The organism is Parageobacillus sp. VR-IP, assembly GCF_013357975.1.
Classification (GTDB): domain Bacteria; phylum Bacillota; class Bacilli; order Bacillales; family Anoxybacillaceae; genus Saccharococcus; species Saccharococcus caldoxylosilyticus.
In genome coordinates this window covers 198,380-222,255 of record NZ_JABVYQ010000001.1, presented here as the reverse complement: position 1 = coordinate 222,255, position 23,876 = coordinate 198,380, and the positions used below count along the sequence as shown (strand labels likewise).

General features: G+C 46.4%; 21 protein-coding genes and 1 pseudogene. 3 read left to right on the top strand and 19 right to left on the bottom strand.

Going from position 1 to position 23,876, the window contains the following annotated elements; genetic code table 11:
- Positions 1-20 precede the first annotated feature (20 nt).
- From argF to argC, 7 genes are all read right to left on the bottom strand, one after another.
- Complete coding sequence (gene argF / locus HT574_RS01215; RefSeq protein WP_175243183.1) at positions 21-959, bottom strand: ornithine carbamoyltransferase; 939 nt, start codon at positions 957-959, stop codon at positions 21-23.
- Complete coding sequence (locus HT574_RS01210; protein ID WP_175243182.1) at positions 956-4,081, bottom strand: carbamoyl-phosphate synthase (glutamine-hydrolyzing) large subunit; 3,126 nt, start codon at positions 4,079-4,081, stop codon at positions 956-958. Before HT574_RS01210 ends, argF begins: the two co-directional genes overlap by 4 nt.
- Entirely contained in the window at positions 4,074-5,144 is a 1,071-nt protein-coding gene (locus tag HT574_RS01205) for a carbamoyl phosphate synthase small subunit (protein ID WP_175243181.1), read from the bottom strand. Before HT574_RS01205 ends, HT574_RS01210 begins: the two co-directional genes overlap by 8 nt.
- A gap of 79 nt (positions 5,145-5,223) precedes the next feature.
- On the bottom strand, positions 5,224-6,384 hold the full coding sequence (locus tag HT574_RS01200; protein WP_175243180.1) for an acetylornithine transaminase: 1,161 nt from the start codon (positions 6,382-6,384) through the stop codon (positions 5,224-5,226).
- Positions 6,384-7,157, bottom strand: a complete 774-nt coding sequence (gene argB / locus HT574_RS01195; RefSeq protein ID WP_175243179.1) for an acetylglutamate kinase — start codon at positions 7,155-7,157, stop codon at positions 6,384-6,386. The genes HT574_RS01200 and argB overlap by 1 nt, the downstream gene beginning before the upstream one ends.
- 15 nt (positions 7,158-7,172) lie before the next feature.
- Entirely contained in the window at positions 7,173-8,405 is a 1,233-nt protein-coding gene (gene argJ, locus HT574_RS01190; RefSeq protein ID WP_175243178.1) for a bifunctional ornithine acetyltransferase/N-acetylglutamate synthase, read from the bottom strand.
- Positions 8,406-8,421: 16 nt separating this feature from the next.
- Positions 8,422-9,459: an N-acetyl-gamma-glutamyl-phosphate reductase gene (gene argC, locus HT574_RS01185; RefSeq protein WP_175243177.1), complete on the bottom strand. Its 1,038-nt coding sequence runs from the start codon at positions 9,457-9,459 to the stop codon at positions 8,422-8,424.
- Positions 9,460-9,669: 210 nt separating this feature from the next.
- Between argC and HT574_RS01180 the strand changes: the two genes are divergently transcribed.
- Positions 9,670-10,353, top strand: coding sequence for a Crp/Fnr family transcriptional regulator (locus HT574_RS01180; RefSeq protein WP_175243176.1), 684 nt, complete (start codon positions 9,670-9,672; stop codon positions 10,351-10,353).
- A 74-nt stretch (positions 10,354-10,427) separates the two neighbouring features.
- On the opposite strand, the pseudogene HT574_RS20625 reads toward HT574_RS01180, so the two are convergent.
- The 5 genes and pseudogenes from HT574_RS20625 to HT574_RS01160 all read right to left on the bottom strand — a co-directional run.
- Positions 10,428-10,529 (bottom strand): annotated as a pseudogene (locus HT574_RS20625) (YwiC-like family protein); the annotation flags it as partial.
- A gap of 30 nt (positions 10,530-10,559) precedes the next feature.
- The gene (gene moaD / locus HT574_RS01175; protein WP_017436340.1) at positions 10,560-10,790 is read right to left on the bottom strand and encodes a molybdopterin converting factor subunit 1; all 231 of its coding nucleotides are present in this window, start codon (positions 10,788-10,790) and stop codon (positions 10,560-10,562) included.
- Positions 10,787-11,257, bottom strand: a complete 471-nt coding sequence (locus HT574_RS01170) for a molybdenum cofactor biosynthesis protein MoaE (protein WP_175243175.1) — start codon at positions 11,255-11,257, stop codon at positions 10,787-10,789. Before HT574_RS01170 ends, moaD begins: the two co-directional genes overlap by 4 nt.
- The gene (mobB, locus tag HT574_RS01165) at positions 11,254-11,763 is read right to left on the bottom strand and encodes a molybdopterin-guanine dinucleotide biosynthesis protein B (protein WP_175243174.1); all 510 of its coding nucleotides are present in this window, start codon (positions 11,761-11,763) and stop codon (positions 11,254-11,256) included. The genes HT574_RS01170 and mobB overlap by 4 nt, the downstream gene beginning before the upstream one ends.
- Positions 11,760-13,019 carry a molybdopterin molybdotransferase MoeA gene (locus HT574_RS01160; RefSeq protein ID WP_175243173.1) on the bottom strand — a complete coding sequence of 420 codons (1,260 nt, stop codon included), beginning with the start codon at positions 13,017-13,019 and terminating at the stop codon, positions 11,760-11,762. Before HT574_RS01160 ends, mobB begins: the two co-directional genes overlap by 4 nt.
- A gap of 418 nt (positions 13,020-13,437) precedes the next feature.
- On the opposite strand from HT574_RS01160, the gene ric reads away from it, so the two are divergent.
- A complete protein-coding gene (ric, locus tag HT574_RS01155) occupies positions 13,438-14,160 on the top strand; it encodes an iron-sulfur cluster repair di-iron protein (RefSeq protein WP_175243172.1) in 723 nt (240 codons plus the stop codon).
- Between the two features lie 50 nt (positions 14,161-14,210).
- On the opposite strand, the gene moaA is transcribed toward ric, so the two are convergent.
- Both moaA and modB read right to left on the bottom strand, forming a co-directional pair.
- A complete protein-coding gene (gene moaA, locus HT574_RS01150; protein ID WP_175243171.1) occupies positions 14,211-15,236 on the bottom strand; it encodes a GTP 3',8-cyclase MoaA in 1,026 nt (341 codons plus the stop codon).
- A gap of 14 nt (positions 15,237-15,250) precedes the next feature.
- The gene (gene modB, locus HT574_RS01145) at positions 15,251-15,907 is read right to left on the bottom strand and encodes a molybdate ABC transporter permease subunit (protein ID WP_175243749.1); all 657 of its coding nucleotides are present in this window, start codon (positions 15,905-15,907) and stop codon (positions 15,251-15,253) included.
- Positions 15,908-16,137: 230 nt separating this feature from the next.
- Between modB and HT574_RS01140 the strand changes: the two genes are divergently transcribed.
- Positions 16,138-16,848 (top strand): Crp/Fnr family transcriptional regulator, encoded by a 711-nt coding sequence (locus HT574_RS01140; RefSeq protein ID WP_175243170.1) that lies wholly within the window; start codon positions 16,138-16,140, stop codon positions 16,846-16,848.
- 37 nt (positions 16,849-16,885) lie between these two features.
- On the opposite strand, the gene narI is transcribed toward HT574_RS01140, so the two are convergent.
- The 5 genes from narI to HT574_RS01115 are packed head-to-tail and all read right to left on the bottom strand — an operon-like array spanning position 16,886 to position 23,758.
- A complete protein-coding gene (gene narI / locus HT574_RS01135) occupies positions 16,886-17,578 on the bottom strand; it encodes a respiratory nitrate reductase subunit gamma (RefSeq protein WP_175243169.1) in 693 nt (230 codons plus the stop codon).
- 28 nt (positions 17,579-17,606) lie between these two features.
- Positions 17,607-18,137: a nitrate reductase molybdenum cofactor assembly chaperone gene (gene narJ / locus HT574_RS01130; protein ID WP_175243168.1), complete on the bottom strand. Its 531-nt coding sequence runs from the start codon at positions 18,135-18,137 to the stop codon at positions 17,607-17,609.
- Positions 18,112-19,644 carry a nitrate reductase subunit beta gene (narH, locus tag HT574_RS01125; RefSeq protein WP_175243167.1) on the bottom strand — a complete coding sequence of 511 codons (1,533 nt, stop codon included), beginning with the start codon at positions 19,642-19,644 and terminating at the stop codon, positions 18,112-18,114. Before narH ends, narJ begins: the two co-directional genes overlap by 26 nt.
- The gene (locus tag HT574_RS01120) at positions 19,634-23,317 is read right to left on the bottom strand and encodes a nitrate reductase subunit alpha (RefSeq protein ID WP_175243166.1); all 3,684 of its coding nucleotides are present in this window, start codon (positions 23,315-23,317) and stop codon (positions 19,634-19,636) included. Before HT574_RS01120 ends, narH begins: the two co-directional genes overlap by 11 nt.
- Positions 23,318-23,350: 33 nt before the next feature.
- Positions 23,351-23,758 carry a hemerythrin domain-containing protein gene (locus HT574_RS01115; RefSeq protein ID WP_175243165.1) on the bottom strand — a complete coding sequence of 136 codons (408 nt, stop codon included), beginning with the start codon at positions 23,756-23,758 and terminating at the stop codon, positions 23,351-23,353.
- Between the last annotated feature and the right edge of the window lie 118 nt (positions 23,759-23,876).

The window sequence follows — 23,876 nt, the reverse complement described above, 5'->3', positions numbered from 1 at the left end:
ATATTCCCGGTGCTACTCTCTTATAACAAAGAAACCAAAATCGCTTTTTGCACGTGGAGGCGATTACCTGCCTGCTGAAATACGTATGAATTCGGTCCATCAATCACATCCGCAGTCACTTCTTCACCACGATGGGCCGGCAGGCAATGCAAAAACATATAATCCGGTTTCGCATGCTTCACTAATTTACCATTGACCTGAAACTCCTGGAATGCAGCAAGACGCTGCTCGCTTTCCTGCTCCTGTCCCATGCTCGTCCATACGTCGGTATAAATAACGTCGGCATCGGCGACGGCTTCGATTGGGTCGTGTGTCACCGCGATGTCAGCTCCGCTTTGTTTCCCAATTTGCACGGCTGCATTTACATAAGTCTCTTTCGGTTCATATCCAGGCGGACAAGCAATGGTGCAGTCCATGCCGACCTTGGCAGCAGCAATCATCAGCGCATGAGCGACATTGTTTCCGTCGCCGACATAAGCAAGTTTCAACCCTTTTAACTCCTTCTTTACTTCATAAATCGTCAATAAGTCGGCAAGCGCCTGGCACGGATGATCATCGTCTGTCAATCCGTTAATCACCGGAATCGCCGCATATTGAGCAAGCTCCTCCACTTTGCTATGCGCAAACGTACGAATCATAATCGCATCCACATATTGTGACAGCACTCGTGCGGTATCGGCAATCGTTTCGCCGCGTCCGAGCTGCAAATCATTGCTGTTTAAATAAAGCGCGCTTCCACCGAGCTGAATCATGCCGACTTCAAACGATACTCTCGTGCGCGTAGATGGCTTTTCAAAAATCATCGCCAACGTTTTTCCGGTAAGCGGAGTATAAGATTGTCCGGCAAGCCGCTTTTCTTTTAACTGCGCAGCAAGCGCCAGTAAATCATGAATGTCTTCTGACGAAATATCCATCAATGTTAAAAAATCTTTTCCTTTTAGGGAAACGACCGTGTTCATACGATCACCTCTTTCTCCATTTGTTTTTTCTTTTCAAGCCACTCTTGAACCGATGAAACCGGAAACGGATTTATGCCGATCGCCTGCAAAAAGAGCGCAAACGTCTCGTTTTCGGTAAACACCTTGATTTGGCGGGACAACGCAATGGTTCGATATTCAAAACTTGTTTCATCTTTTTGCAAATCAAAAAACGCCAGCGCTTCTTTTCGTTTCACCCATTCGGAAAAAGGCATGTCGGAAACAATGATTAATTGTTTTTCTTTTATTTGCTCAAGCAATGGTTCGGCTATTTCTCCATTTACATAAATTTCTCGCGCCTCACGCTTTTTCGCTAAATACGGATAAAAAGCTTTCGCCGCCGCTTCCTCTTTTGTTGCTGCAATGCTGATTCCTTCACCGGTCGATTTCATTTCCGGACCGACAAGCGGGTCGACGCCCGGCAGCTTATATGTCGAAAAGACGGGATATTTTAGAACAAAGTATGGCAAGTTCGCCAAATGCCACTGTTTTTCATCAACGACTTCGCGCAAGCATTTCCCAAGCAATAATTTTGTCGCAATTTGCGCAAGAGGAATTCCCGTTGTCTTGCTGACAATCGGCACGGTTCGGCTTGCGCGCGGATTGACTTCGAGAACATAGACTTGCCCGTTGGCAATGACATATTGGATGTTCATAATTCCTTTAAATTGCAGCTTTTTCGCGATTTTTGCTGCATAAGTAATAATATTGTTTTGCTCTTCTTTTGTCAGCGTTTGGGCCGGCAGCCATGCATAGCTGTCTCCGGAATGCACCCCTGCTTTTTCGACATGTTCAATAATCGTCGGCAGCAAAATATCGTTTCCATCAGTCACGACATCGACTTCCGCTTCTTTTCCGTCTAAATATGCATCAATCAGCAACGGATACGCAATCATACCTTGCGCTAACAGCGTTGCCAACTGCTGTTCGTCTTTGACAATAAACATTCCTCTGCCGCCAATCACATAGGAAGGACGAAGCAATATTGGATAGCCGATTTTTTCAGCATTGGCAAGCAGCTCTGTTTCGTTATTGGCCATCATTCCTGGCACATGCGGAATGTCGAGTTCTTCTAACAGCTGATAAAAACGGTCGCGATCTTCCAACCGGTCAATGACATCGTACGTAACGCCAAGAAGCGGGACATTTGCTTCCTCCAGCCCTTTCACTAAATTAATGGCCGTCTGTCCGCCAAATTGAACGATCACTTTCTTGATTTGTTCCGCTTCAATGACGTTTAACACGTCTTCTATCGTCAGCGGTTCAAAATAAAGCCGGTCCGCCACGGCAAAATCGGTGCTGACCGTTTCCGGATTGTTGTTCATTAGCACTGTTTCATATCCTTCTTCTTGAAGAGCATAGACGCTATGGACAGAACTGTAGTCAAACTCGATTCCCTGGCCGATACGAATCGGTCCGGCGCCAATTATCAGCACCTTTTCCTTATCGTTTTTTTTCCGTTCGTCCTCGCCGAAATAAGTGGAATAATAATAATCCGTTTCCGAATGAAATTCGGCGGCACACGTATCGACCATTTTATAGGCCGGAAGGATGCCGAGCTGTTTTCGCTTTGCCCTCACGTCTTGCTCCTTCACGCCCCACGCTTCCGCTAAAAATGCATCCGTAAATCCTTTTTCCTTCAAAAGGCGGAACGTCGCTTCGTCAATTTCGTCCAGATTTGTTTCTTTCGCTTCCTTTTCCAATTCAATGAGCTGATAAAACGAATGCAAAAAGAAACGGTCAATTTTCGTCAGCGCATAGACAGTATCGATCGTTTCCCCGCGTCGGAACAGCTCCAAAATGGCAAAGAAACGGCGGTCATCCCTATTTACAAGCAGCTGTTTCAGTTCGGCTTCTGTTTTTTCGGCAAGCTCCGGCAAATACAGGCCGTTATTTTTGCCTTCTAGCGAATAAACCGCTTTTTGAAACGCGCGTTCCATATTGCGGTCGATCGCCATTACTTCTCCCGTCGCCTTCATTTGCGTGCCGAGCTGGCGGTCAGCAAGCGGAAATTTGTCAAACGGCAGGCGTGGAAATTTTACGACGACGTAATCGAGCGCTGGTTCAAAGCTGGCGTACGTCGTTTTCGTCACCGGGTTCAACAGTTCCGCCAACGTATAGCCAACGGCCAATTTTGCGGCAATGCGGGCAATCGGGTATCCAGTCGCCTTGGAAGCAAGCGCCGAGGAACGGCTGACACGCGGATTGACTTCAATCAAATAATAGCGCTTGCTGAACGGATCGAGGGCAAATTGAATGTTGCAGCCGCCAATAATGCCAAGTGCAGAAATAATTTTAATCGCCGAGGAGCGAAGCATTTGATATTCTTCGTCTGTCAGCGTCTGCGACGGGGCGACGACGATGGAATCGCCCGTATGGATGCCGACAGGATCGACATTTTCCATATTGCAGACGGTAATGCACGTATCAGTATGATCGCGCATCACTTCATATTCAATTTCTTTAAACCCAGCGACGCTCCGTTCAATCAAGCATTGCGTAATCGGACTTTCGGCTAGTCCTTTTTCCACGAGCGCCACAAATTGCTCCATATTTTCGGCAATGCCGCCGCCGGTTCCACCGAGCGTATATGCAGGACGAATAATGATCGGAAATCCGATTTTTTCGGCAAATGCGACCGCTTCATCGATATTGGTAATAATTTCACTTTCCGGAACAGGTTCGCCTAATTCATACATCAAGGCGCGAAACGCTTCGCGGTCTTCCCCTCTTTTAATTGCTTCAATCGGCGTTCCGAGCAGTTTCACCCCGTATTTTTCCAAAATTCCCGCTTCATGAAGCTGAAACGCTAAGTTTAATCCTGTCTGTCCGCCAAACGTCGCAAGCAGCCCATCAGGCCGTTCTTTGGCGATCACCGCCTCGACGCTGTCTACTGTCAGCGGCTCAAAGTAAACAGCATCCGCATGAACATCATCGGTCATAATCGTCGCCGGATTATTATTCACTAAAATGACACGGTATCCTTCTTCTTTTAAGGCAATGCATGCTTGCGTGCCGGAATAATCAAACTCCGCGGCCTGGCCAATGACAATCGGGCCGGATCCGATAATAAGGATCGACTGCAGTGATGTATCCTTAGGCATAGACTTTCTCTCCCTTTACCACTGTTTGTAGAAACTCGTCAAAAATATGATCCGTATCGCCAGGACCCGGGTGCGCCTCCGGATGGTACTGCACCGATAAAATCGGTTTATGGCGGTGCACCATGCCTTCAACAGAACCGTCATTGACATTGGTAAAGCGGATATGAAACGGAGTGTTTGCCAAGCTGTCTTTTTTGACGACATAACTATGGTTTTGCGAGGTCATAAACACTTTTTGTTTCACCGCATCAAAGACAGGCTGATTGGCGCCCCGATGTCCGAAACGGAGCTTTTCCGTATCCCCCCCGTAAGAAAGCGCCACTAGCTGGTGGCCGAGACAAATCGCCAACGTCGGATAACGGTCGATGAGTTGCCGGATGCTGGCTAAATGTTGAGAAAGTTGTTTCGGGTCGCCCGGACCGTTGGATAAAACGATGCCATCCGGTTTTAGCGATTCGACCGTTTGCGGCAAAGTATGATATGGAACGACCGTCACTTTGCATCCGCGCGCGATGAGAGACTGCAAAATCGATTTTTTGTAGCCGAAATCGATTAGCATGAGATGGGGCTGGCCGTCCCCGTACGTTTCGATTTGCGTTGTTGACACATCGCGAACTGGAGATAAATGGCCATCCAACGCGGCGAGCGTACATGATGGCGATACGGTCAGCTGCGCCATCATCGTTCCTTCATTGCGGATTTCTTTCACTAATGCGCGCGTATCGACATGGGTTAATAACGGGATGTTCCATTGCTGCAAATATTCTTTCAAGCTATACTTCGCTTCGTAATGATATCCATGGCTGCTCGCCTCATAGACTACGACCGCCTGCACATGCGGACGCTTGCTTTCAAAATCATCGGCATTAATTCCGTAATTTCCGATGAGCGGGTACGTAAACACAATAATTTGATTTTTATAAGAAGGGTCTGTCAATACTTCTTGATAGCCGGTCATACCGGTGAAAAAGACGATCTCCCCGCTTACCTCCCCATTGGGAAGCGGCGATGCCAATTTTCCTGTGAACGTCTTTCCGTTCGCTAAATGCAAATATGCTTTCATTCATGACACCTCATGATCGAGTTTTTATTTATATGATAGAATTTTTATTCACCCATAAGGATAAAAATGCAGCCGACGATCATTTTGCCGCCGCGGCTCCCGCTTTTTGCATTGTTTGTTTCACGATCTGTACCGCTTGATCCAATTGTTCCTTTGTCACGATCAACGGAGGCAGCAAGCGAATGACATTTGGCCCCGCTGACAGGACAAGCAGTCCTTTTTCATGAATGGCTGGAAGCAAATTCGCAATATCCCCGTGGCATTCAATGCCAACTAATAAACCAAGCCCACGTACTTCTTTCACGAACTCCAATTCCTCGAGCGCTTCTTGAAGCTTCGCTAAAAAATACATTCCTTTTTCTTGGACATCTTGTAAAAAATCGGGCTGAAAAATAATTTCTAACGTTGCTTTCGCGGCTGCCATCGCAATCGGATTGCCGCCAAACGTCGAACCGTGCACCCCGGCACTGAACGTATCTTTCAAAAACGCTTTGCCGATCATCGCGCCGACTGGAATGCCGCTGCCCAACCCTTTCGCGGTGGTAATAATATCCGGTTCGATATTAAAATATTGATAGGCAAACGGTTTACCGGTGCGGCCAATGCCGGTTTGCACTTCATCGACAATGAACAGGGCGCCGTATTGCCGGCAAAGTTCAGCCGCTTTTTGGAGAAACGATGGCTCCGCCGGTCTGACGCCGCCTTCTCCTTGCACAATTTCCACTAGAACCGCGGCGACCTCTTCGTTCATTTCTTTTTCGAGCGTCTCCGCATCGTTAAACGGCAGATGAACAAATTCCGGCAAAAGCGGACCGAATCCTTTATGCACTTTTTCCTGACCGGTCGCCGCCATCGTGGCGAATGTCCGTCCGTGAAACGACTGCCGAAAGGTAATGACTTTATAGCGTCCCGTGTGTTTGCGCGCCAGCTTCAGCGCCGCTTCATTCGCTTCCGCGCCGCTATTGCAGAAAAATACGTAGTCGCCGCAGCTGTTTGCCGTAAGAAGCTGCGCCACTTCTTCTTGCAGAGGAATCGTAAATAAATTGGATACATGCCAAAATTGATTCAGTTGCGCTTCGATCGCTTTTTGTACGGCCGGGTGGCGATGCCCGAGGTTGCAAACCGCAATTCCGGAAACAAAATCTAAATATTGCTTTCCATTTATATCGGTAATTGTCGCTCCTTCGGCCGATTGTACACAAATGTTCCAACGGTTATATGTCGGAAATAGCGCTCCCATTAATATACCCCCACTTCACTTTGAATCGTTGTTCCGTACCAATTTCCGTTTTGATAAAATGACGTTTTTCCGCTGACGATCATCACTGCATGCAGCGATTCCGATAGCGCGGCCAGCGCTGCTTTTACTTTTGGAATCATTCCGCCTGTAATCACACCGTCTTTTATCATCTGTTCAATCGCCTCGACCGTCGCCCGCTCGACGACCACACCGTCCCGCAATATTCCCGGAACATCTGTCACGAACAAAAGCTGCGTTGCTCTAATCGCCTTTGCTACCGCCCCCGCCGCCGTATCGGCGTTAATATTGTATTTTTGTCCGTCCTTATCCGCGCCGAGCGGCGAAATAACCGGAATGTAACGCAACTGCAGCAATTGATGAATAAAAGCGGCGTTGACATCGATCACTTCGCCAACGTAACCAAGCTTCATGAAATCGATTGGCGCCGCTTCAAGCAGCCCGGCATCGAGGCCGGAAATACCGACAGCCGGCAAGCCATGCTGCTGCAAGAGTGTGACAAGCTGTTTATTCACTTTTCCCGCCAGAATCATTTCAACGACGTCCAATACTTCCTTTGTCGTTTTGCGCAATCCGTTCACAAATTCACTGTGTACTTGAAGCCGCTTTAACATCTGCCCGATCTCTGGCCCGCCGCCATGAACGAGAACGATGTTCATGCCTTGTGCATACATCGCTTGTAAACTAGCAAAAAACGCTGAAGACAAATCGCTTAATACGCTGCCGCCGCATTTAATGACAACCGTCTTTCCCATCCTTCTCTCCCCTTGTTACGTGCGATAGCTTGCGTTAATTTTCACGTAGTCGTACGTTAAGTCGCATCCCCAGGCAACTCCTTTGCCGCTGCCTAGATGCAGATCTACTTCAATAACAATTACATCGTTTTGTAAATACGCGATCGCTTCTTCCTCGGAAAACGGCTGCGGTTCGCTTCCTTTTAGCATGACAATCGGTCCAATCGCAATATCGACATTGTCCGGATTCACCATTGCGTCTGCGTAGCCGATCGCCCCGATAATTCTTCCCCAGTTTGCATCAGCACCATAAACGGCCGTTTTTACTAAATTAGAACCCACGATTTGTTTGGCGATTTTTTTCGCATCATTATCCGTTTTCGCCCCGTTCACACGCACTTCAATTAACTTCGTCGCCCCTTCGCCGTCTTTGGAGATTTGCTTTGCTAAATCTTCGCATGTTTTTTTCAGCGCTTCATAAAAGTTTTTCCAGTCTGGATGATCCGGAGTTAATTCCTTATTTCCGGCAAGCCCGCTCGCCATAACAATTACCATATCGTTCGTGGACGTATCGCCATCTACCGTAATTTGATTGAACGACACATCCGTGATCGAGCGAAGCGTTTCTTGCAATAGCGGCGAAGAAATATTGGCATCGGTGGTGATAAACGCCAGCATCGTCGCCATGTTTGGATGGATCATTCCCGATCCTTTTGCCGCTCCGGCGATGGTTACGGTTTTCCCGTCGATCGTCGTTTGGTAGCAAGCTTTTTTCATCACCGTATCCGTCGTCAAAATCGCTGTTTGAAACGCCTCGGCATGGTCGAGTGAATCTCCTGGCTGCAACTTTTTGATTCCTGTGCGGATTTTTTCCATCGGCAGCAATTCCCCGATGACGCCAGTGGAAGCGACAGCGACATGATGCGGGGCAATGCCGAATTGCTGCGCGCATAACTCTCTCATTTCATAAGCATCTTTTAATCCTTGCTGACCCGTACACGCATTGGCGCAGGCGCTGTTGACAACCACCGCCTGCAGCTTTTGCTCCACCGCGATGCTTTGCTGCGTCACTTTGAGCGGCGCAGCCTGAAAATGGCTCTGCGTATAAACGGCGGCGCAGGAGGCCGGCACTTCACATAAAATAACGCCTAAATCTTTTTTCGTATAACGCAAGCCAGCATGAACCCCGTCTGCCTTAAATCCTTTTGGTGTTACTACCGTGCCTTTGCCAACGGAAACAATCTTTCCATCTTGTTTTGCAATCGCCATCGTTTGCTCTCCTTCCTTACGGGTAAATCGGCATGTACGTAAGTCCGCTTTCTTCGTTCCAGCCCATCATCACGTTGAAATTTTGAATCGCCTGCCCCGCCGCCCCTTTGACAAGGTTGTCAATAACAGAAACGACGGTAATTCTTCCTGTCCGTTCATCATATGCAACGCCGATATCGCAGTAGTTGGAACCATATACTTCTTTCGTCGATGGAAATTGCCCAGGTTTGCGAATGCGGACAAATATCGAATCTTCATAACTGGTTTTATATAAATCTACCAACATGTCTACCGACAGAGGTTGCTTTGCTTTTGCATAAATCGTTGCCATAATTCCTCTTGTCATCGGAATTAAATGCGCGCTGAACGTAATCGGTTGAATGCGTTCATTCCACGTTTGCAACATTTGCTCGATTTCTGGAATATGCTGATGGGAATTTACTTTATAAATTTTGACGTTTTCGTTCACTTCAGAAAAATGGGTGTTCAATGACGCCTTTCGTCCCGCTCCCGATACGCCCGATTTGGCATCGACGATAATCGAATTTTCTTCGATGAGCTGCTCTCTGACAAGCGGCGCCAAGCCAAGCAATGTCGCCGTCGGATAGCATCCCGGGTTGGAAAGAAGCCGCGCCTCTTGGATGTTTGGCTTATTCCACTCCGTCAGCCCGTATACCGCCTGCTGCAAATAATGATCGGAAGCCGCCTGCCGCTTGTACCACGTTTCGTATACCGCTCCGTCTTTTAAGCGAAAATCACCCGATAAGTCAATCACTTTCACTCCTTGGTCGATGAACGCGGGCGCGAGTGTACTAGAAACTCCCGGCGGAGTGGCGAAAAAGACGGCCTCGCATTTATTGGCAATTTGTTCGACATCTATTTTTTGCAAAACCGCATCCTCGATTTCACCGACGTGCGCGAAACTTTCCGAAAGATGAATTCCTTCTTGCGAAGATGAATAAAGATAACAACGGCGCACATGAGGATGGTTGCGTAAAAACCGTAGCAATTCCGCGCCGCTGTATCCGGTTGCACCAATAATAGCAATATTCATTGCGCTCCTCCCCAGCCGAATTGTACTTTATGTAGTAATCATTATAATACTGTATAAAAATAAAATCAAATGTATATTTAATTATTTTCCAAATATTTTTTACCCATTTTCAAATATTTTTCAATATATTCACAGTAAATATGATTGACTCCCCTGTTTTTTACTGTAGAATCTTCTATTGGAATGATGTAAAAGGTGGGCTATATTATAATGAAAAGCATTTCTGGGGAACTTCAGGAATTATTGATGGCGATTTACCGCGATATTCCTGTTCAAAAAGGAACCTATTTATTTCAAGAAGGAGAAAAGGCAACGGAGCTTTACTATATTCAGTCGGGAAAAATACAAGTAAGCAAAATAACCGCAGACGGACAAGAACTGACTTTGCGCATCTGCAGCAAAGGGGATTTAATTGGGGAACTGACGTTGTTTTGCGACAATGCAAAATATATGTTGAATGCGAAAGTATTGGAAGATGGAGTCGTTTCCGTCATCAAGCGCGATGTGTTGGAAGAGCGGCTCATGGAAAACCAAAAACTGGCCCTTGAATTTATGACATGGATGAGCAACCATTTTCGCAAAACGCAGACGAAATTTCGTGATCTTATTCTTCATGGAAAAAAAGGCGCATTATATTCGACGCTGATCCGCTTGTGCAATAGCTACGGCGTTATGAAAGAAGACGGTATTCTCATTAACATCCAACTTACTAATCAAGAACTGGCCAACTTTTGCGGCACATCGCGCGAGGTGGTTAACCGCTTGTTAAGCGAATTACGCAAAAAAGGGGTCATTTCCATAAAAAAAGGAAAAATCAAGGTGCTAAATCTTCGCTATTTACGAGAAGAAATCGCTTGCGAAGGCTGCCCGCCGGAACTATGCAGCATCGATTAAGAAAACCGAAAGGCGCTTGATCAACGACAATACGCTATTAAAAAACGAGGTGCGTCAACAGGCGCACCTCGTTTTTATGAGTAAAAAACCATCATGGCAATAAGAAAATAAGCAGCGTTGGCGATTTCTAATATTCCTAGCTTCATAATCGGGAGCGATTTTCCGTATAAATAATCACTTTTGCTTTTGCTGATTTTTCATTGCTCTTATCCTCCACTTACCGGTGGAATAAAGGCGACAATATCGCCAGGCTGAAGTGTTTGCTCATCGCCGGCATATTCCTCATTGACCGCGACCATCACTTGTTCTAGGCTAATACGGTAACGTTGCTTCACTTCTTCCTTTAATTCTTTTACCGTTTTTGGAACATGCGGCAAGATGACGCGTTCTTCACCGACCGCCTCCTGCAAGTGGGCGAAAAAAAGCAATGTAATCATCGCAAATCCTCCTCTTCCGGTCTCCCTGTCGGGTACGCTTTTGTCTCCAATTGATTGCCGACCCATTCCGTGCCATCTTCCCAATGCTCTTTTTTCCAAATTGGAACAATTTGTTTAATGCGCTCAATTGCGTAACGATTCGCCGCGTATGCATCGTTTCGATGCGGCGACGATACAGCGATGACGACTGCGGTCTCACCGATATCGAGCCGGCCGATCCGATGGGTAATGGCGACTTTTGCTTCCGGCCACTTTTCACGGATCTCTTCTCCGATTTGCCTTAACATTTTTTCTGCCATCGATACATACGCCTCATATTGTAAAAACAACGTCCGTTTTCCCTTCGTCCATTCGCGCACCGTGCCAATGAATGTGGTCACCGCGCCGGCTTCCGGACGCATCACTTTTTGGATCACTTCTTCCAAAGAAATCGGCTTGTCCGTAATGACAAAAAGACGTTCATTCATTCGTGTTTTTTCACCTCATTCATCAACCAACGTAAATAACTTTCTTCATCGTCAATAGAAAATAAAGGATAGGAAAAAAAGGGTGGCTGCGAAAAAGGTTGCCACGTAATGACGGCAATAATGTTCGAAAGCTGGGAAAGCGAATCCCAGTCCTTTTCGTTTCGTACCATTACTACTTTTGGATATCGTTCGCTTTTGTAGCCCTCAACAAGGACCAAATCAAGCGGCAACAGCTGATAGAACGATAAAATTTGCGCGAGCGACCATGATGACTGCCGGGCGTAAAGCTGCAGCAATCCGTCTCCTTCCACCGACACACAAACCGCCCCCGCCCGTTCGTGGCGCTCTGAGTCGGTATCCGCATATCGTCTTTCCGGTTCGCCGCCATGCCCATGATGTTTGATCGTTCCAACACGGTACCCTTCAGAAGACGCGATTTTTACCCATTTTTCAATCAGCGTCGTTTTGCCGCTGTTTTTATAGCCGACTACCTGCCAGACGTTCATACGTCGCTTCCCTCTTCATCTTCTAGCAGCCACACCTCAACGGCATCGCCTTTGGCAAACCCGCGCGTTCCTCCTGGAAGCACCATCAGGGCGTTCGCTCTCGCCAATGATGTGACAATATTCGATTTATCCATGCCAACCGGTGCCACCGTTAACCGTCCGTCTTCGAGCGCTACGTAACTTCTGACAAAGCGGGTGAACGGATTTGGCTTTGGAAAGTCGGCCATCAACATAGCCGTTGCTTTTTTCAAATACGGTTTCGTGGAAAATAGACGCGTCCGCACAACAGGGCGCACAAACAGTTCATAGCCGACATAGCAGGCGGATGGGTTGCCCGATAGCCCAAACAATAGCTTGCCGTCAAGATGCGCAACCGTCGTCACGCTGCCCGGGCGCATCGCCACTTTATTGAACAGCACTTCAGCGCCGAGACGTTTATAAATGATCGGCAAATAATCATAATCCCCGACAGAGACGCCTCCTGTTGTAATCAACATATCCACTCGATCGAGCGCGGATTGGATCGCGGCAAAACAAGTATCCAGATCGTCCATTAATTTGCCGAAATAAATCGGCTCCGCGCCGCTGCGGACCACTTGCGCTTGAATCATATAGGCGTTGCTGTTGCGGATTTTTCCCGGTACGAGCGGGTCGGATACATCCAAAAGCTCGCTGCCTGTCGCAAAAATGCCGATGCGCGGCTTGCGCGCCACTTTTACCTTGGCATATCCAAATGTCGCTAATAGCGCCTGTACGCCGGGGTTGATCCGCGTGCCTTTTGGAACAAGAGCATCGCCCTTTTTCGCATCCTCCCCTTGAAACGAAATATTATCTCCCGGACGAAACGGCCGTTTGATCGACATATACGTTTTGCCATCCCGTTCATATTGTTTGGCTAGCTCCAACATGACAACCGCGTCGCATCCAGCGGGAATTTGCGCTCCTGTCATGATGCGCACCGCCTGAAACGGTTCCACCGCTTTTGTCGCCACCTGTCCCGCACCAATCGTTTCAATCACTTCAAATTCGACCGGGTTGTCCAGCTTCGCCTGCGCGGAGTCCACAGCGCGGATGGCAAAACCGTCATATGGGGAGCGGTCAAACGGCGGAACGTCATGATCGGCGCGCAATTCTTCAGCCAAATACCGACCGTATGCTTCCTCAAGCCGAACCGTTTCCGCTTCCCCTTCCCCCGCATATTTCATGACCCTTTCGATCGCTTCCGTTACCGGAATCGGAGTTCGCTTTTCCACCATGCTTTTCTCTCCCTTTCTCATTTAATGGCTGTCCACGATATCCATTATTTTACTTTTTTACATTTAGAAGAGCAAGCAAACTGCCAAAGAAAGCAAGTTTTTATTGGTTCATCCGCACTGTTGATGATCGGAAGTTTCGCGTGAAGATTTACTTAATGCATTGACATTATGTCGATTTTCGCTTTCCAACTGTTCAGCCTTCAACAGCCGAAACATCCCCCATCCCTTCTTTCCTATTTTCATTGTACGGAAACGAAACAAAGCTAGTCGTGATGTTCATCACATTTATCCGTTTCATTTCTTTTCTAACACAATTTGTTCAAAATTTCTTCCCTTATGTGATGTACATCACGACATGCAAAAAAGAAAAGAAATATGCTTAAGTTGTAACGATTGATATAAGATGGAGGTATCAGCCATGGAAAAATGGTTTACAGAACAATCGCTCATCGGTGATATCGTAGCACAATTTCCAAAAGCAAGCGATCTTTTCAAGTCATACAAAATTGATTTTTGCTGCGGCGGGCAGCGCCCATTGCAGGAGGCAATAAAAGAGCGCGGTTTGGACGAAAAAGCGATTTTGGAAGAGCTGAACACGCTTTATGCTCAATCGCTCGAAAATGTCGATCGAAACTGGAAGGAAGCTTCTTATCGCGAGCTGATCGATCATATCATTGGAAAACACCATCGTTACTTGGCGGAAGAACTGCCTCAGCTCAGCCCTTACGTCACCAAAGTGCTGCGCGTCCACGGAATGCATCATCCGCATCTTGCGCAAGTTCATAAGCTGTTTAACGAGCTGAAAACCGAACTGGAACAGCATACGGTGAAAGAAGAAACTTACGCTTTTCCGATTATTTTGCAATTTGAAGAAACTCCGACTCCAGAAAACAGAGAAACGATGAAACAAGTGATTCGCGAACTTGTCAATGAACATGACGTTGCTGGCGACATCATCAAAACGATTCGCAAAATTACGAATGACTTTACCCCACCGGAAGATGCATGCGGTACGTACCGCCTTGTCTACAATCGACTAGAAGCACTAGAAGAAGATTTATTTGAACATATCCATTTGGAAAATAACGTGTTATTCCCGCGCGTTCTCGCAGAAGCAGAGCCATCGGCGGAAATGTCTTGATAAACCAAAAACACTGGACCGTTCCACTAGAAGGAAACGGTCCAGTTTGCTTATCCGCCAATATAAGACATTTCAATTTTCTTCCGCATTTTTGCCGTTTGCTCCGTCCGTTCGTCCGAATAGCGGTCTGTCCGCGTGTTCCATGTGGATGCAATCACTTTCTTGATCTCCTCTTTATCCGCTCCAGAACGAAGCTTTTCTTTCAACGAAACGCCGCTTGTCGCAAACAAGCACGTATACAGCTTGCCATCGGCGGAAATGCGCGCCCGGGTGCAGCTGCGGCAAAATGATTCCGTCACCGAGGATATAAACCCGACTTCCACGTTGGTGCCAACATAGCGGTAGCGGCTTGCCACCTCGCCGAAGTAGGCTTTTTCCACAGGTTCAAGTGGATGCATTTGTTGCAAAAGTTCATACATTTCTTTTTTTGTGACGACATGGGAGAAATCCCAGCCATTGGTCGTGCCAACATCCATAAATTCGATAAAGCGAAGCGTAATGCCCCATTCCTTAAAATAAGAAGCCATCGGGATAATTTGCGAGTCGTTCATGCCTTTTTTCACAACCATGTTTACTTTGACGCCGAGCCCGGCTTCCTGCGCCGCTTCAATTCCTTTTAACACCGGCTTGACCCCGACGCCAACGCCGTTCATTTTTTTAAATATATCATCATCCAGCGCATCTAAACTAACATTAACGCGCTTCAGCCCCGCTTCTTTCAAACGTTTTGCCCATTTCACTAAATGAATCCCATTCGTTGTAAGGCCAATATCGCGGATGCCGGGAATGTGTGTCAATCGTTCAATCAAGATATCCAAATCCCGTCTTAGCAGCGGCTCTCCCCCGGTAATGCGAATTTTCTCGACGCCAAGCTCGGCAAAACTTTCAGCAAGCAGCACCATTTCCTCGATCGTTAATAATTCGTCTTCACGCAAAAAACGGAAATTCGGACCGAATATTTCTGCCGGCATGCAATATACGCATCGAAAATTACATTGATCCGTTACCGAAATGCGCAAATCGCGAAGTGGTCGGTTCCAGCGGTCGACAACGGCCTCCGATTCTTTTCTTTCCATCCCGCTTCCCCCTTTCAATGAGATTTAAACGTTGTCGCACACAGCAGCAGAAAAAACGACAAAAGCACCGTGATGGCTACCCATGCCCACGCTAAATTCATTTCTCCTGACTCAATCGCCACATAAATGGCGGTTGCCATCGTTTGCGTTTTTCCGGGAATATTTCCCGCAAACATGAGAGTAGCGCCAAATTCGCCAAGGCTGCGGGCAAACGCCAAAATCGCTCCGGAAATAAGCGCCTTTTTCGCCAACGGAATCGATATATGCCAAAAAACTTGGTATTCATTTGCTCCGTCGATGCGCGCCGCTCCTTCAATCGTTTCATCCACCGCTTCCAATCCGGCCTTGGCCGATTGATACATAAGCGGAAAGGAAACGACCACAGCCGCAATCACCGCTGCGTACCATGTAAACATCACCGGCGCGTGAAACAATGTTTCTATTCCTTTGCCAATCATACCGTTTTTTCCGAATAAAATGATAAGAAAAAAACCGACAACCGATGGTGGCAGCACAAGCGGAAGCATCAGCAATGTTTCAATGATAATTTTTCCTTTAAACCGGCGGCGCGCCATCCACTTAGCCGTGATGATGCCAAGAAGCATAACCATTACTCCAGAAACAAATGCAACCTTTATGGATAACCAAACCGGCCACCAAAATTCCATCATCATAAAACCTCTTTCAACAACACCATTCTGTTTCACTATATAAAAAAAAGAAGAAAAATGTTGTGATACTACTCACATTTTAACATAACAAACATGCAAATCGTTTTAGAAAAGTTTGTGACAGCATCGTGACAATCATCACGAAGCAAAAAAAGTGTGATTTTTATCACTTCAGGACAGTTTCATTGTTTTTACAATGAAAGTGACAACAAACTATTGGGGTGAACCAGATGCTTGCAGCCAAAAAGTTCAATCAGCAGGACCGCTTTGCCCATTTACGTGAATTGCTTCGTTCCGCCAAACATACAGTCAAAATACGAAAAGGAACGTTTTTATTCCAAGAAGGAATGGCAGCCGCTGAACTATATCTTATTCTTTCGGGGAAAGTGCAAATAAGTAAAATTTGCGCTGACGGAAAAGAGATGTGTTTCCGCATCTGCGGCCCTGGGGAAATTATCGGCGAGCTAACATTGTTTACAGCAGAACCTCGCTATTTATTAACAGCAAAAGTGATCGAAGATGGCGAAGTAGCAGCCATTAAAAAAGATGATTTAGAACAGCAGCTCCTCACTAACCCTTCACTTACCTATGAATATATGCAATGGGTCAGCACGCATGCGCGGCGGACACAAACAAAATTTCGCGATTTAATTATGCACGGCAAAAAAGGAGCACTGTATTCCACGCTTATCCGCATGTGCAACAGCTATGGCGTCAAGCTGGATAACGGAAGCATCCTCATCGACTTAACGCTGAAAAACCAAGATTTAGCCAACTTTTGCGGCACCACCCGCGAAAGCGTCAACCGCATGTTAAACACGTTAAAGCAGCAAGGCGTTCTTTCCATTAAAAAAGGAAAAATTACGATCCATGACCTCGACTATTTAAAGCAGGAAATTCAATGCGAAAACTGTCCGGTGGATATTTGTTGCATTGAATAAAAACCCCCTCCTTTTCGATGGAAAAGGAGGGATGTTTTTAAATTTTCTTTGCACGCATGCGGCGATATACAACATAATGTCTATTTAAATACGTCAGCGGAACGCTCCAAACATGAACAAGACGGGTAAACGGCCAGATGCCAAACAGCAATAAGGCGGTAATAATATGAATTTGGAATCCTAACGGGGCATCGCTTACTAGTTGCGGCAGCGGCCGAAACGTTAAAATGCCTCGAAACCATGGGCCAATCGTATCGCGATAATCAAACGTTCCTCCCGTAGCGGTATATCCTACTGTATTTGTAAATCCCGTTAAAATGACGATGGTTAACAAAAACAATACAAGGAAATCTCTTTTGCTGCTGTTGCGGAAAATACGACGAACGCTTAACCTCCGCCATAGCAGCAACAGAACGCCGATGACCGTCGCGACCCCAGCTGCGCCGCCGAACCAAACCGCCCCGAAGTGATACATCTCATCCGTAATTCCGATTGTTTCATAAAATGGTTTTGGCACCAGTATCCCAGCTACGTGCCCGAAAAAAACAAATATAATTCCCCAATGAAAAAGAATACTTCCCCATCGCAGCCGTCTGCTTTCAAGAAACTCACTTGATTTTGCCGACCAGCCAAATTGATCTGTATTATAACGGTAAATATGACCAACGACAAATAACGTAAGCATGAGATACGGATAAATTATCCAAAGAAATTGATCAAGTAAACTCATCGTGCGTCCTCCATTCATGTTCGTATTTTTAAGAAGCTTTTTTCTCCTCTAAAAATGCAACGATTCCTGCTGCACAACCATTCATGACAAGATAATACGGATTATTCGCTAATTTTAGTTCCTCTGCAATTTTATCAATGGTTTTTTTATGAATGAGAAGCATCTTCTTTGCATGCTCTTTGGGAGCGACAGACGCAAATTCTAAAATGACTGGCAAATAGTCTGGCAGCTCCCCATCCAAAAGATCAAAACCGGCGTTGCGAAACTCTTCTTTTAGTTTTAAAAAGGCTTGGCCGCGCTCTTTCTGATCGCCAAATAGATGGTAAGTTAAATACATTGTGGTTTTATCGCTAAAATCAAACGTATTCACATATATTTCGCATAACGTCTCTATTTCGTTTGTTGTTAAATAGTCCAGAAACTGCGTAAACAGTTTCCGGACGCTTTCATTGCTTAGCGAAGAAATTTCATGGAATAATTGTTCATCACCGATCCACCCTTGTTCCGGGTACTGCAGCAAAATCGAAGCGATTTTAAAAATTTTCCGGTGCTCTTCCATCGATATCACTCCAATAAAATTGATGAAAGTTTTCCGCGTCATATCCCGAACAGCCGGAACAAGATTCCATAAATTCATAACCGACTGCTCCTTGTCCGTAAAACATATTGTCTGCCTTCTCGCGATGTGAAGAAGGAATCACATAGCGGTCGGAATATTTCGCAACAGCGGAAAGCTTGTACATTTCTTTCACCGTATGTTCATCCATTCCAACTTTATCTAATATGCTCTTATCCGGTTCTTTCCCTAAGTTCACGGCGCGCATATAACTTCGCATCGCCACCATTTTTTTCAACACCGTGCGAATCACTTCCGTATCTCCTGCTGCAAGCAAGTTCGCCAAATATTCAATTGGAATACGCATTTGATCAATCGCTGGAAAAATGACGTGAGCATTAATGTCGTCCAATCCGCCGTCAAATGCTCCCATGATTGGGCTTAGCGGCGGAATATACCAAACCATTGGCAATGTGCGATACTCAGGATGAAGCGGAAGCGCAATTTTTTGTTCCACCGCCAATTTATAAACCGGGGAGCGTTGTGCCGCTTCAATCCAATCATCGGTATATCCTGCTTCACGCGCTGCTTTAATCACTTCCGGATCATACGGATTAAGAAATACATCTAAGTGGGCTTGATATAAATCTTTTTCATCCTTAACCGAAGCAGCAGCCTCCACTTTATCTAGGTCATAAAAAACAATGCCGATATAGCGGAGCCGCCCGACGCATGTTTCTGAACAGATCGTCGGCTGACCGGTCTCAATGCGTGGAAAACAAAATGTACATTTTTCCGCTTTATGTGTTTTCCAATTAAAATACACTTTTTTATACGGGCAGCCCGTCATACAAAAACGCCAGCTTCGGCACGCATCATGATCGACGAGCACAATGCCGTCTTCATCCCGTTTATAAATGGCGCCCGATGGACAGGAGGAAACACAAGGCGGATTTAAGCAATGCTCGCAAATACGCGGCAAATACATCATAAACGTTTGCTCAAATTCGAACTTTACTTTCTCTTCAATACCTTTTATGTTCGGATCGCGTTTTCCTGTTTCATATACTCCCGCCAAGTCGTCTTCCCAGTTCGGCCCCCACGTAATTTCCATATATTCACCTGTCAGCTGCGATTTTGGTCTGGCAACGGGCTGATGTTGTTTTTCCGGGCTGTTAATTAAATTTTCATAGTCATATGTCCAAGGCTCATAATAATCGTCAATCGGGGTCATGTCCGGATTATAGAAAATATTTAGCAGTTTATTCACCCGGCCGCCGGCACGCAGCTCGAGCTTCCCGTCTTTGAGCACCCATCCACCTTTACGTAAATCTTGATTCTCCCACTCTTTCGGGTAACCGATTCCCGGTTTTGTTTCTACGTTGTTCCACCACATGTACTCCGCCCCGGGACGATTCGTCCACGTATTATTGCATGTAATGCTGCATGTATGGCAGCCGATGCATTTATCTAAATTCATCACCATCCCAAATTGTGCCCTAATCCTCAAGCCAGTTCACTTCCTCTTTTTTAAGTTTGCGAATAATAACTTGTTCATCCCGTTGGTTTCCCGTTGGACCATAATAATTGAAGCCATAACTTAATTGCGCATAACCCCCGATCATTTGTGTCGGTTTTACATGAATTCGCGTCGGGCTGTTAAATGTTCCGCCGCGAAGTTTGCTGATTGGCGAGCCCGGAACATTAATATAACGGTCTTGCACGTGATACATAAACGCGACTCCGCGCGGCAGCCGGTGGCTGACAACCGCCCGTGCGACGACAACGCCGTTGCGGTTATACATTTCAATCCAATCGTTATCGGCAATGCCTACTTCCTCTGCGTCGTCTTTATTCATCCATACATGCGGCCCGCCGCGAAACATCGTTAACATCAGCAGGTTATCCCAGTAAGTGCTATGGTATGACCATTTATAGTGCGGCGTTAAATAGCGGAGCGCAATTTCTTTGCCGCTCACCTTCGGACGATGGTCCTGTTCATAGAAAGCCAGTTTTCGCAATGGTGCTTTAAACGTCGGTAATTCCTCGCCAAACTCCAGCATTAACTCATGGTCAAGGTAAAAATGTTGCCTTCCCGTTAACGTCCGCCATGGAATGAGCCGCTCGACATTGGTCGTAAACGGAGAGTACCGCCGGTTTCCTGTTTCGCTCCCGCTAAATACAGGAGTCGTCAACACTTGGCGCGGCTGTGATGTAATCGCTTGGAACGTAATGTGCTCTTCCGCCCGTTCTTCCACTAAATCTTTTAGCTTTTGCATCGTCTTTCTTTCCATCTCTCCCCAAGCTTTCAGCGCTAGCGAACCGTTTGTCGCGCTCGATAACGCCAATATCGCCTCCGCTGCGTCACGGTCGGTCAACAAGCTTGGGCAATCTTTATACGGCTCTGTCAGCGAGGAAGAACCAGCCGTATCAAGCAGCCATTTGTATTCTTCTTTGGCGTCCCAGCTGAGCCCTTTTGCTCCGATTTGTTCCCGAACCATCGGGCCGAGTGCCACAAATTTGTTGTACACTTCAGCATAATCCCTTTCCACGATGTGAAGACGCGGAAAATTCACCCCCGGAACCGGGTCGCTCGCTCCGTCTTTCCAATCGTTCACGATTCCAAACGGCTGGGCAATTTCATCTCGTGTATCATGCAAAAGCGGCGTTGCCACAACATCTTTGACTGGCGCAGAAAAATAGTGTTTCGCCATTTCCGAAAATGTTTTCGCTAGTCCTTTAAAGAAATCCCAATCCGATTTTGCTTCCCACGGCGGGGCAATCGCTGGATTAAACGGATGCACAAACGGATGCATATCAGTACTGCTGATATCGTATTTTTCATACCATGTGGCTGCCGGGAGGACGATATCAGAATACAGCCCTGTTCCGTTCATGCGAAAGTCGATGTTTATCATTAAATCGAGCTTTCCTTCGGGCGCGTCATCATCCCAAACGATTTCGTTCGTCTTTAGCCCATCGTTTTGTCCGCTTAAATTCGCGTGATGTGTCCCTAACAAATGTTTTAAAAAATATTCATGGCCTTTTGCCGAGCTGCCGATCAAATTGGCGCGCCAGACAAACATCACTCTCGGAAAGTTGATCGGATCGGACGGATTTTCGATCGCAAACGTTAATTTCCCTTGTTTGATTTCATTGACCACATATTGAATTACTTCTTCGTTTGTCTTTGCGTTCGCCTTTTCCACTAACGTGATGCTGTTTGTGTTAAATTGCGGGTAAGACGGAAGCCATCCTAAACGAGCCGCTAAATAGTTATAGTCGCCGCCATGCTGATAACGCGGCTGATCAAACAATGGAGAAATATGCTCGTCCATCTTTTGATCTTCGTATTTCCACTGCTCCGTTACAAAATAGAAAAACGATGTTCCGTTTTGCAGACGCGGCGGTCCTCCCCAGTCGCGCGCCATCGCAATCGTCTGCCAGCCTTCCAGCGGCCGTACTTTTTCCTGTCCGACATAATGCGCCCATCCTCCACCATTTACTCCTTGCGAACCCGTTAACAAAACAAGGTTTAAAATCGTACGGTAGATAGCATCGGAATGATACCAATGGTTGATGCCTGAGCCCATGACAATCATCGAACGACCTTTCGAATCGATCGCGTTTTGCGCAAATTCGCGCGCGATTTGCGCCGCCGTGTTTCGATCAATGCCAGTAATCGCTTCCTGCCATGCCGGCGTATACGGTTTCGGATCATTATAATCGACAGGATAATCACCCGGCAGCCCGCGGGAAACACCAGTTTTGGCCAGCAATAAATCGAAAACGGTCGTTACATACAGCGTATTTCCGTTTTTCTTGATTGCTTTTACAGGAACGCCGCGTTCCAGCACCATCTTTTTCTCTACTTCAAAATGCGGAATCTTAATCGTAACAATATCATCTTCTTTTCCTAAAAACGTTAATGCCGGATCGATGCCGATACGTTTATTGTCCATGTCGTTTAGCTTCAAATTCCAATTCCCGTTATTTTCCCACCGATGTCCAATCGTTCCGTTTGGCACGGCGAAAGTCTTTGACTTTTCATCCCATACGACCGTTTTCCATTCCGCGTAACGCAGCGGCATGCCGATATCGCTTGCCCGTAAAAAGCGGTCTGCCGCATAATGATCTCCATGTTTTTTAAGCGTGACTAAAAACGGCAAATCCGTATATCTTTTTACATAATTTATAAAGTAATCCGTTTGCCGATCGACATAAAATTCTTTTAAAATAACATGCGTCATGGCCATCGCCAACGCCCCGTCCATTCCAGGCTGAATAGGAAGCCAGTTGTCGGCAAATTTGACAAACTCCGCATAATCTGGGCTCACGGCGACAACTTTCGTTCCCCGGTAGCGCGCCTCTACATAAAAATGGGCATCCGGAGTACGCGTCTGCGGCAAGTTCGATCCCCACACAATCATATAGCTAGAGTTAAACCAATCGGAGCTCTCAGGAACATCCGTCTGTTCTCCCCATACTTGCGGGGAAGCAGGCGGAAGGTCGGCATACCAATCATAAAAACTAAGCATCGCCCCGCCGATTAAATTCAAAAATCTCGCACCGGCTGCATAACTCACCATCGACATCGCTGGGATAGGAGAAAAGCCGAAAATGCGGTCCGGGCCGTGCTTTTGAATGGTGTAAATCAGCGAAGCGGCGATCATCGTGTTGACTTCATCCCAATTTGCGCGGATAAATCCTCCTTTCCCGCGTGCGCTTTTATACCGTTTTGCCTTCTCGCGATCTTCCACGATCGATTTCCATGCAGAAACAGGGTCGCCTTCTTGCTTTAACGCTTCCCTCCATAGCTTTAAAAGCGGTCCGCGCACATAAGGATAGCGAACTCTTAGCGGGCTATATGTATACCAAGAAAAACTTGCTCCTCTTGGACAGCCTCGCGGTTCATATTCCGGCATATCCGGACCTGTTGTCGGATAGTCTGTTTGTTGTGTTTCCCAAGCAATAATGCCGTCTTTCACATGCACCCTCCAGCTGCAGGAACCGGTGCAATTCACTCCATGGGTTGTACGAACTACTTTGTCATGCTGCCAACGACGGCGGTACACTTTTTCCGAATCGCGTCCATACGGCGATACCTCGGCATGACCAGCGGTTTTTTCGGATTTGCCAAAATACTTTAGCTTTCTTAACAGCGGTGAAGGTTTCTTATTCATGTCAGCATGAAGCTCCTTCCTTTGCTTTATTAGCTAAAATAAAAATTTTTCTTCGTCGTCACTATGCATACGGTTAATATGCAAAAGCGCATGAAATCGGGTGAGTACGTCTTGATCAATTCGTTGCGCTAATAATTGTTTCACTTCTTCAATCAAATATCTCATCAAGTCATGGTCACGCTTTAACATCGCCACTTTTTCAAACAAATTATGGTCTTCCTCTACTTTTTCTTGATAAAATCCTTCTTCCTCTGCTTGCGCATGGGCAATGATTCTCTTTTCCCAATGTTCCACAAGCGCGTCGGCAACCTCGCCAAGATGCTCCTGACGCCCATCGTTATATAGCTTCTCAAGCAACTCAGTCAGATGTTTTGCCTCGATAAATGCGCCGTTATGAATGGAACGATGCGCCTCTAATTTCTTTAAGGAAGGGCCACTCATTTAATCACCTCTTTTTTCCTAATGCAGTACCATTTATTCATGTATTTTTTCTATAATTTTCTAGTATTATGCAAAAAAAAACAAAAAAGGAGAGTGATTTCTCTCCTTTGTCCATCTA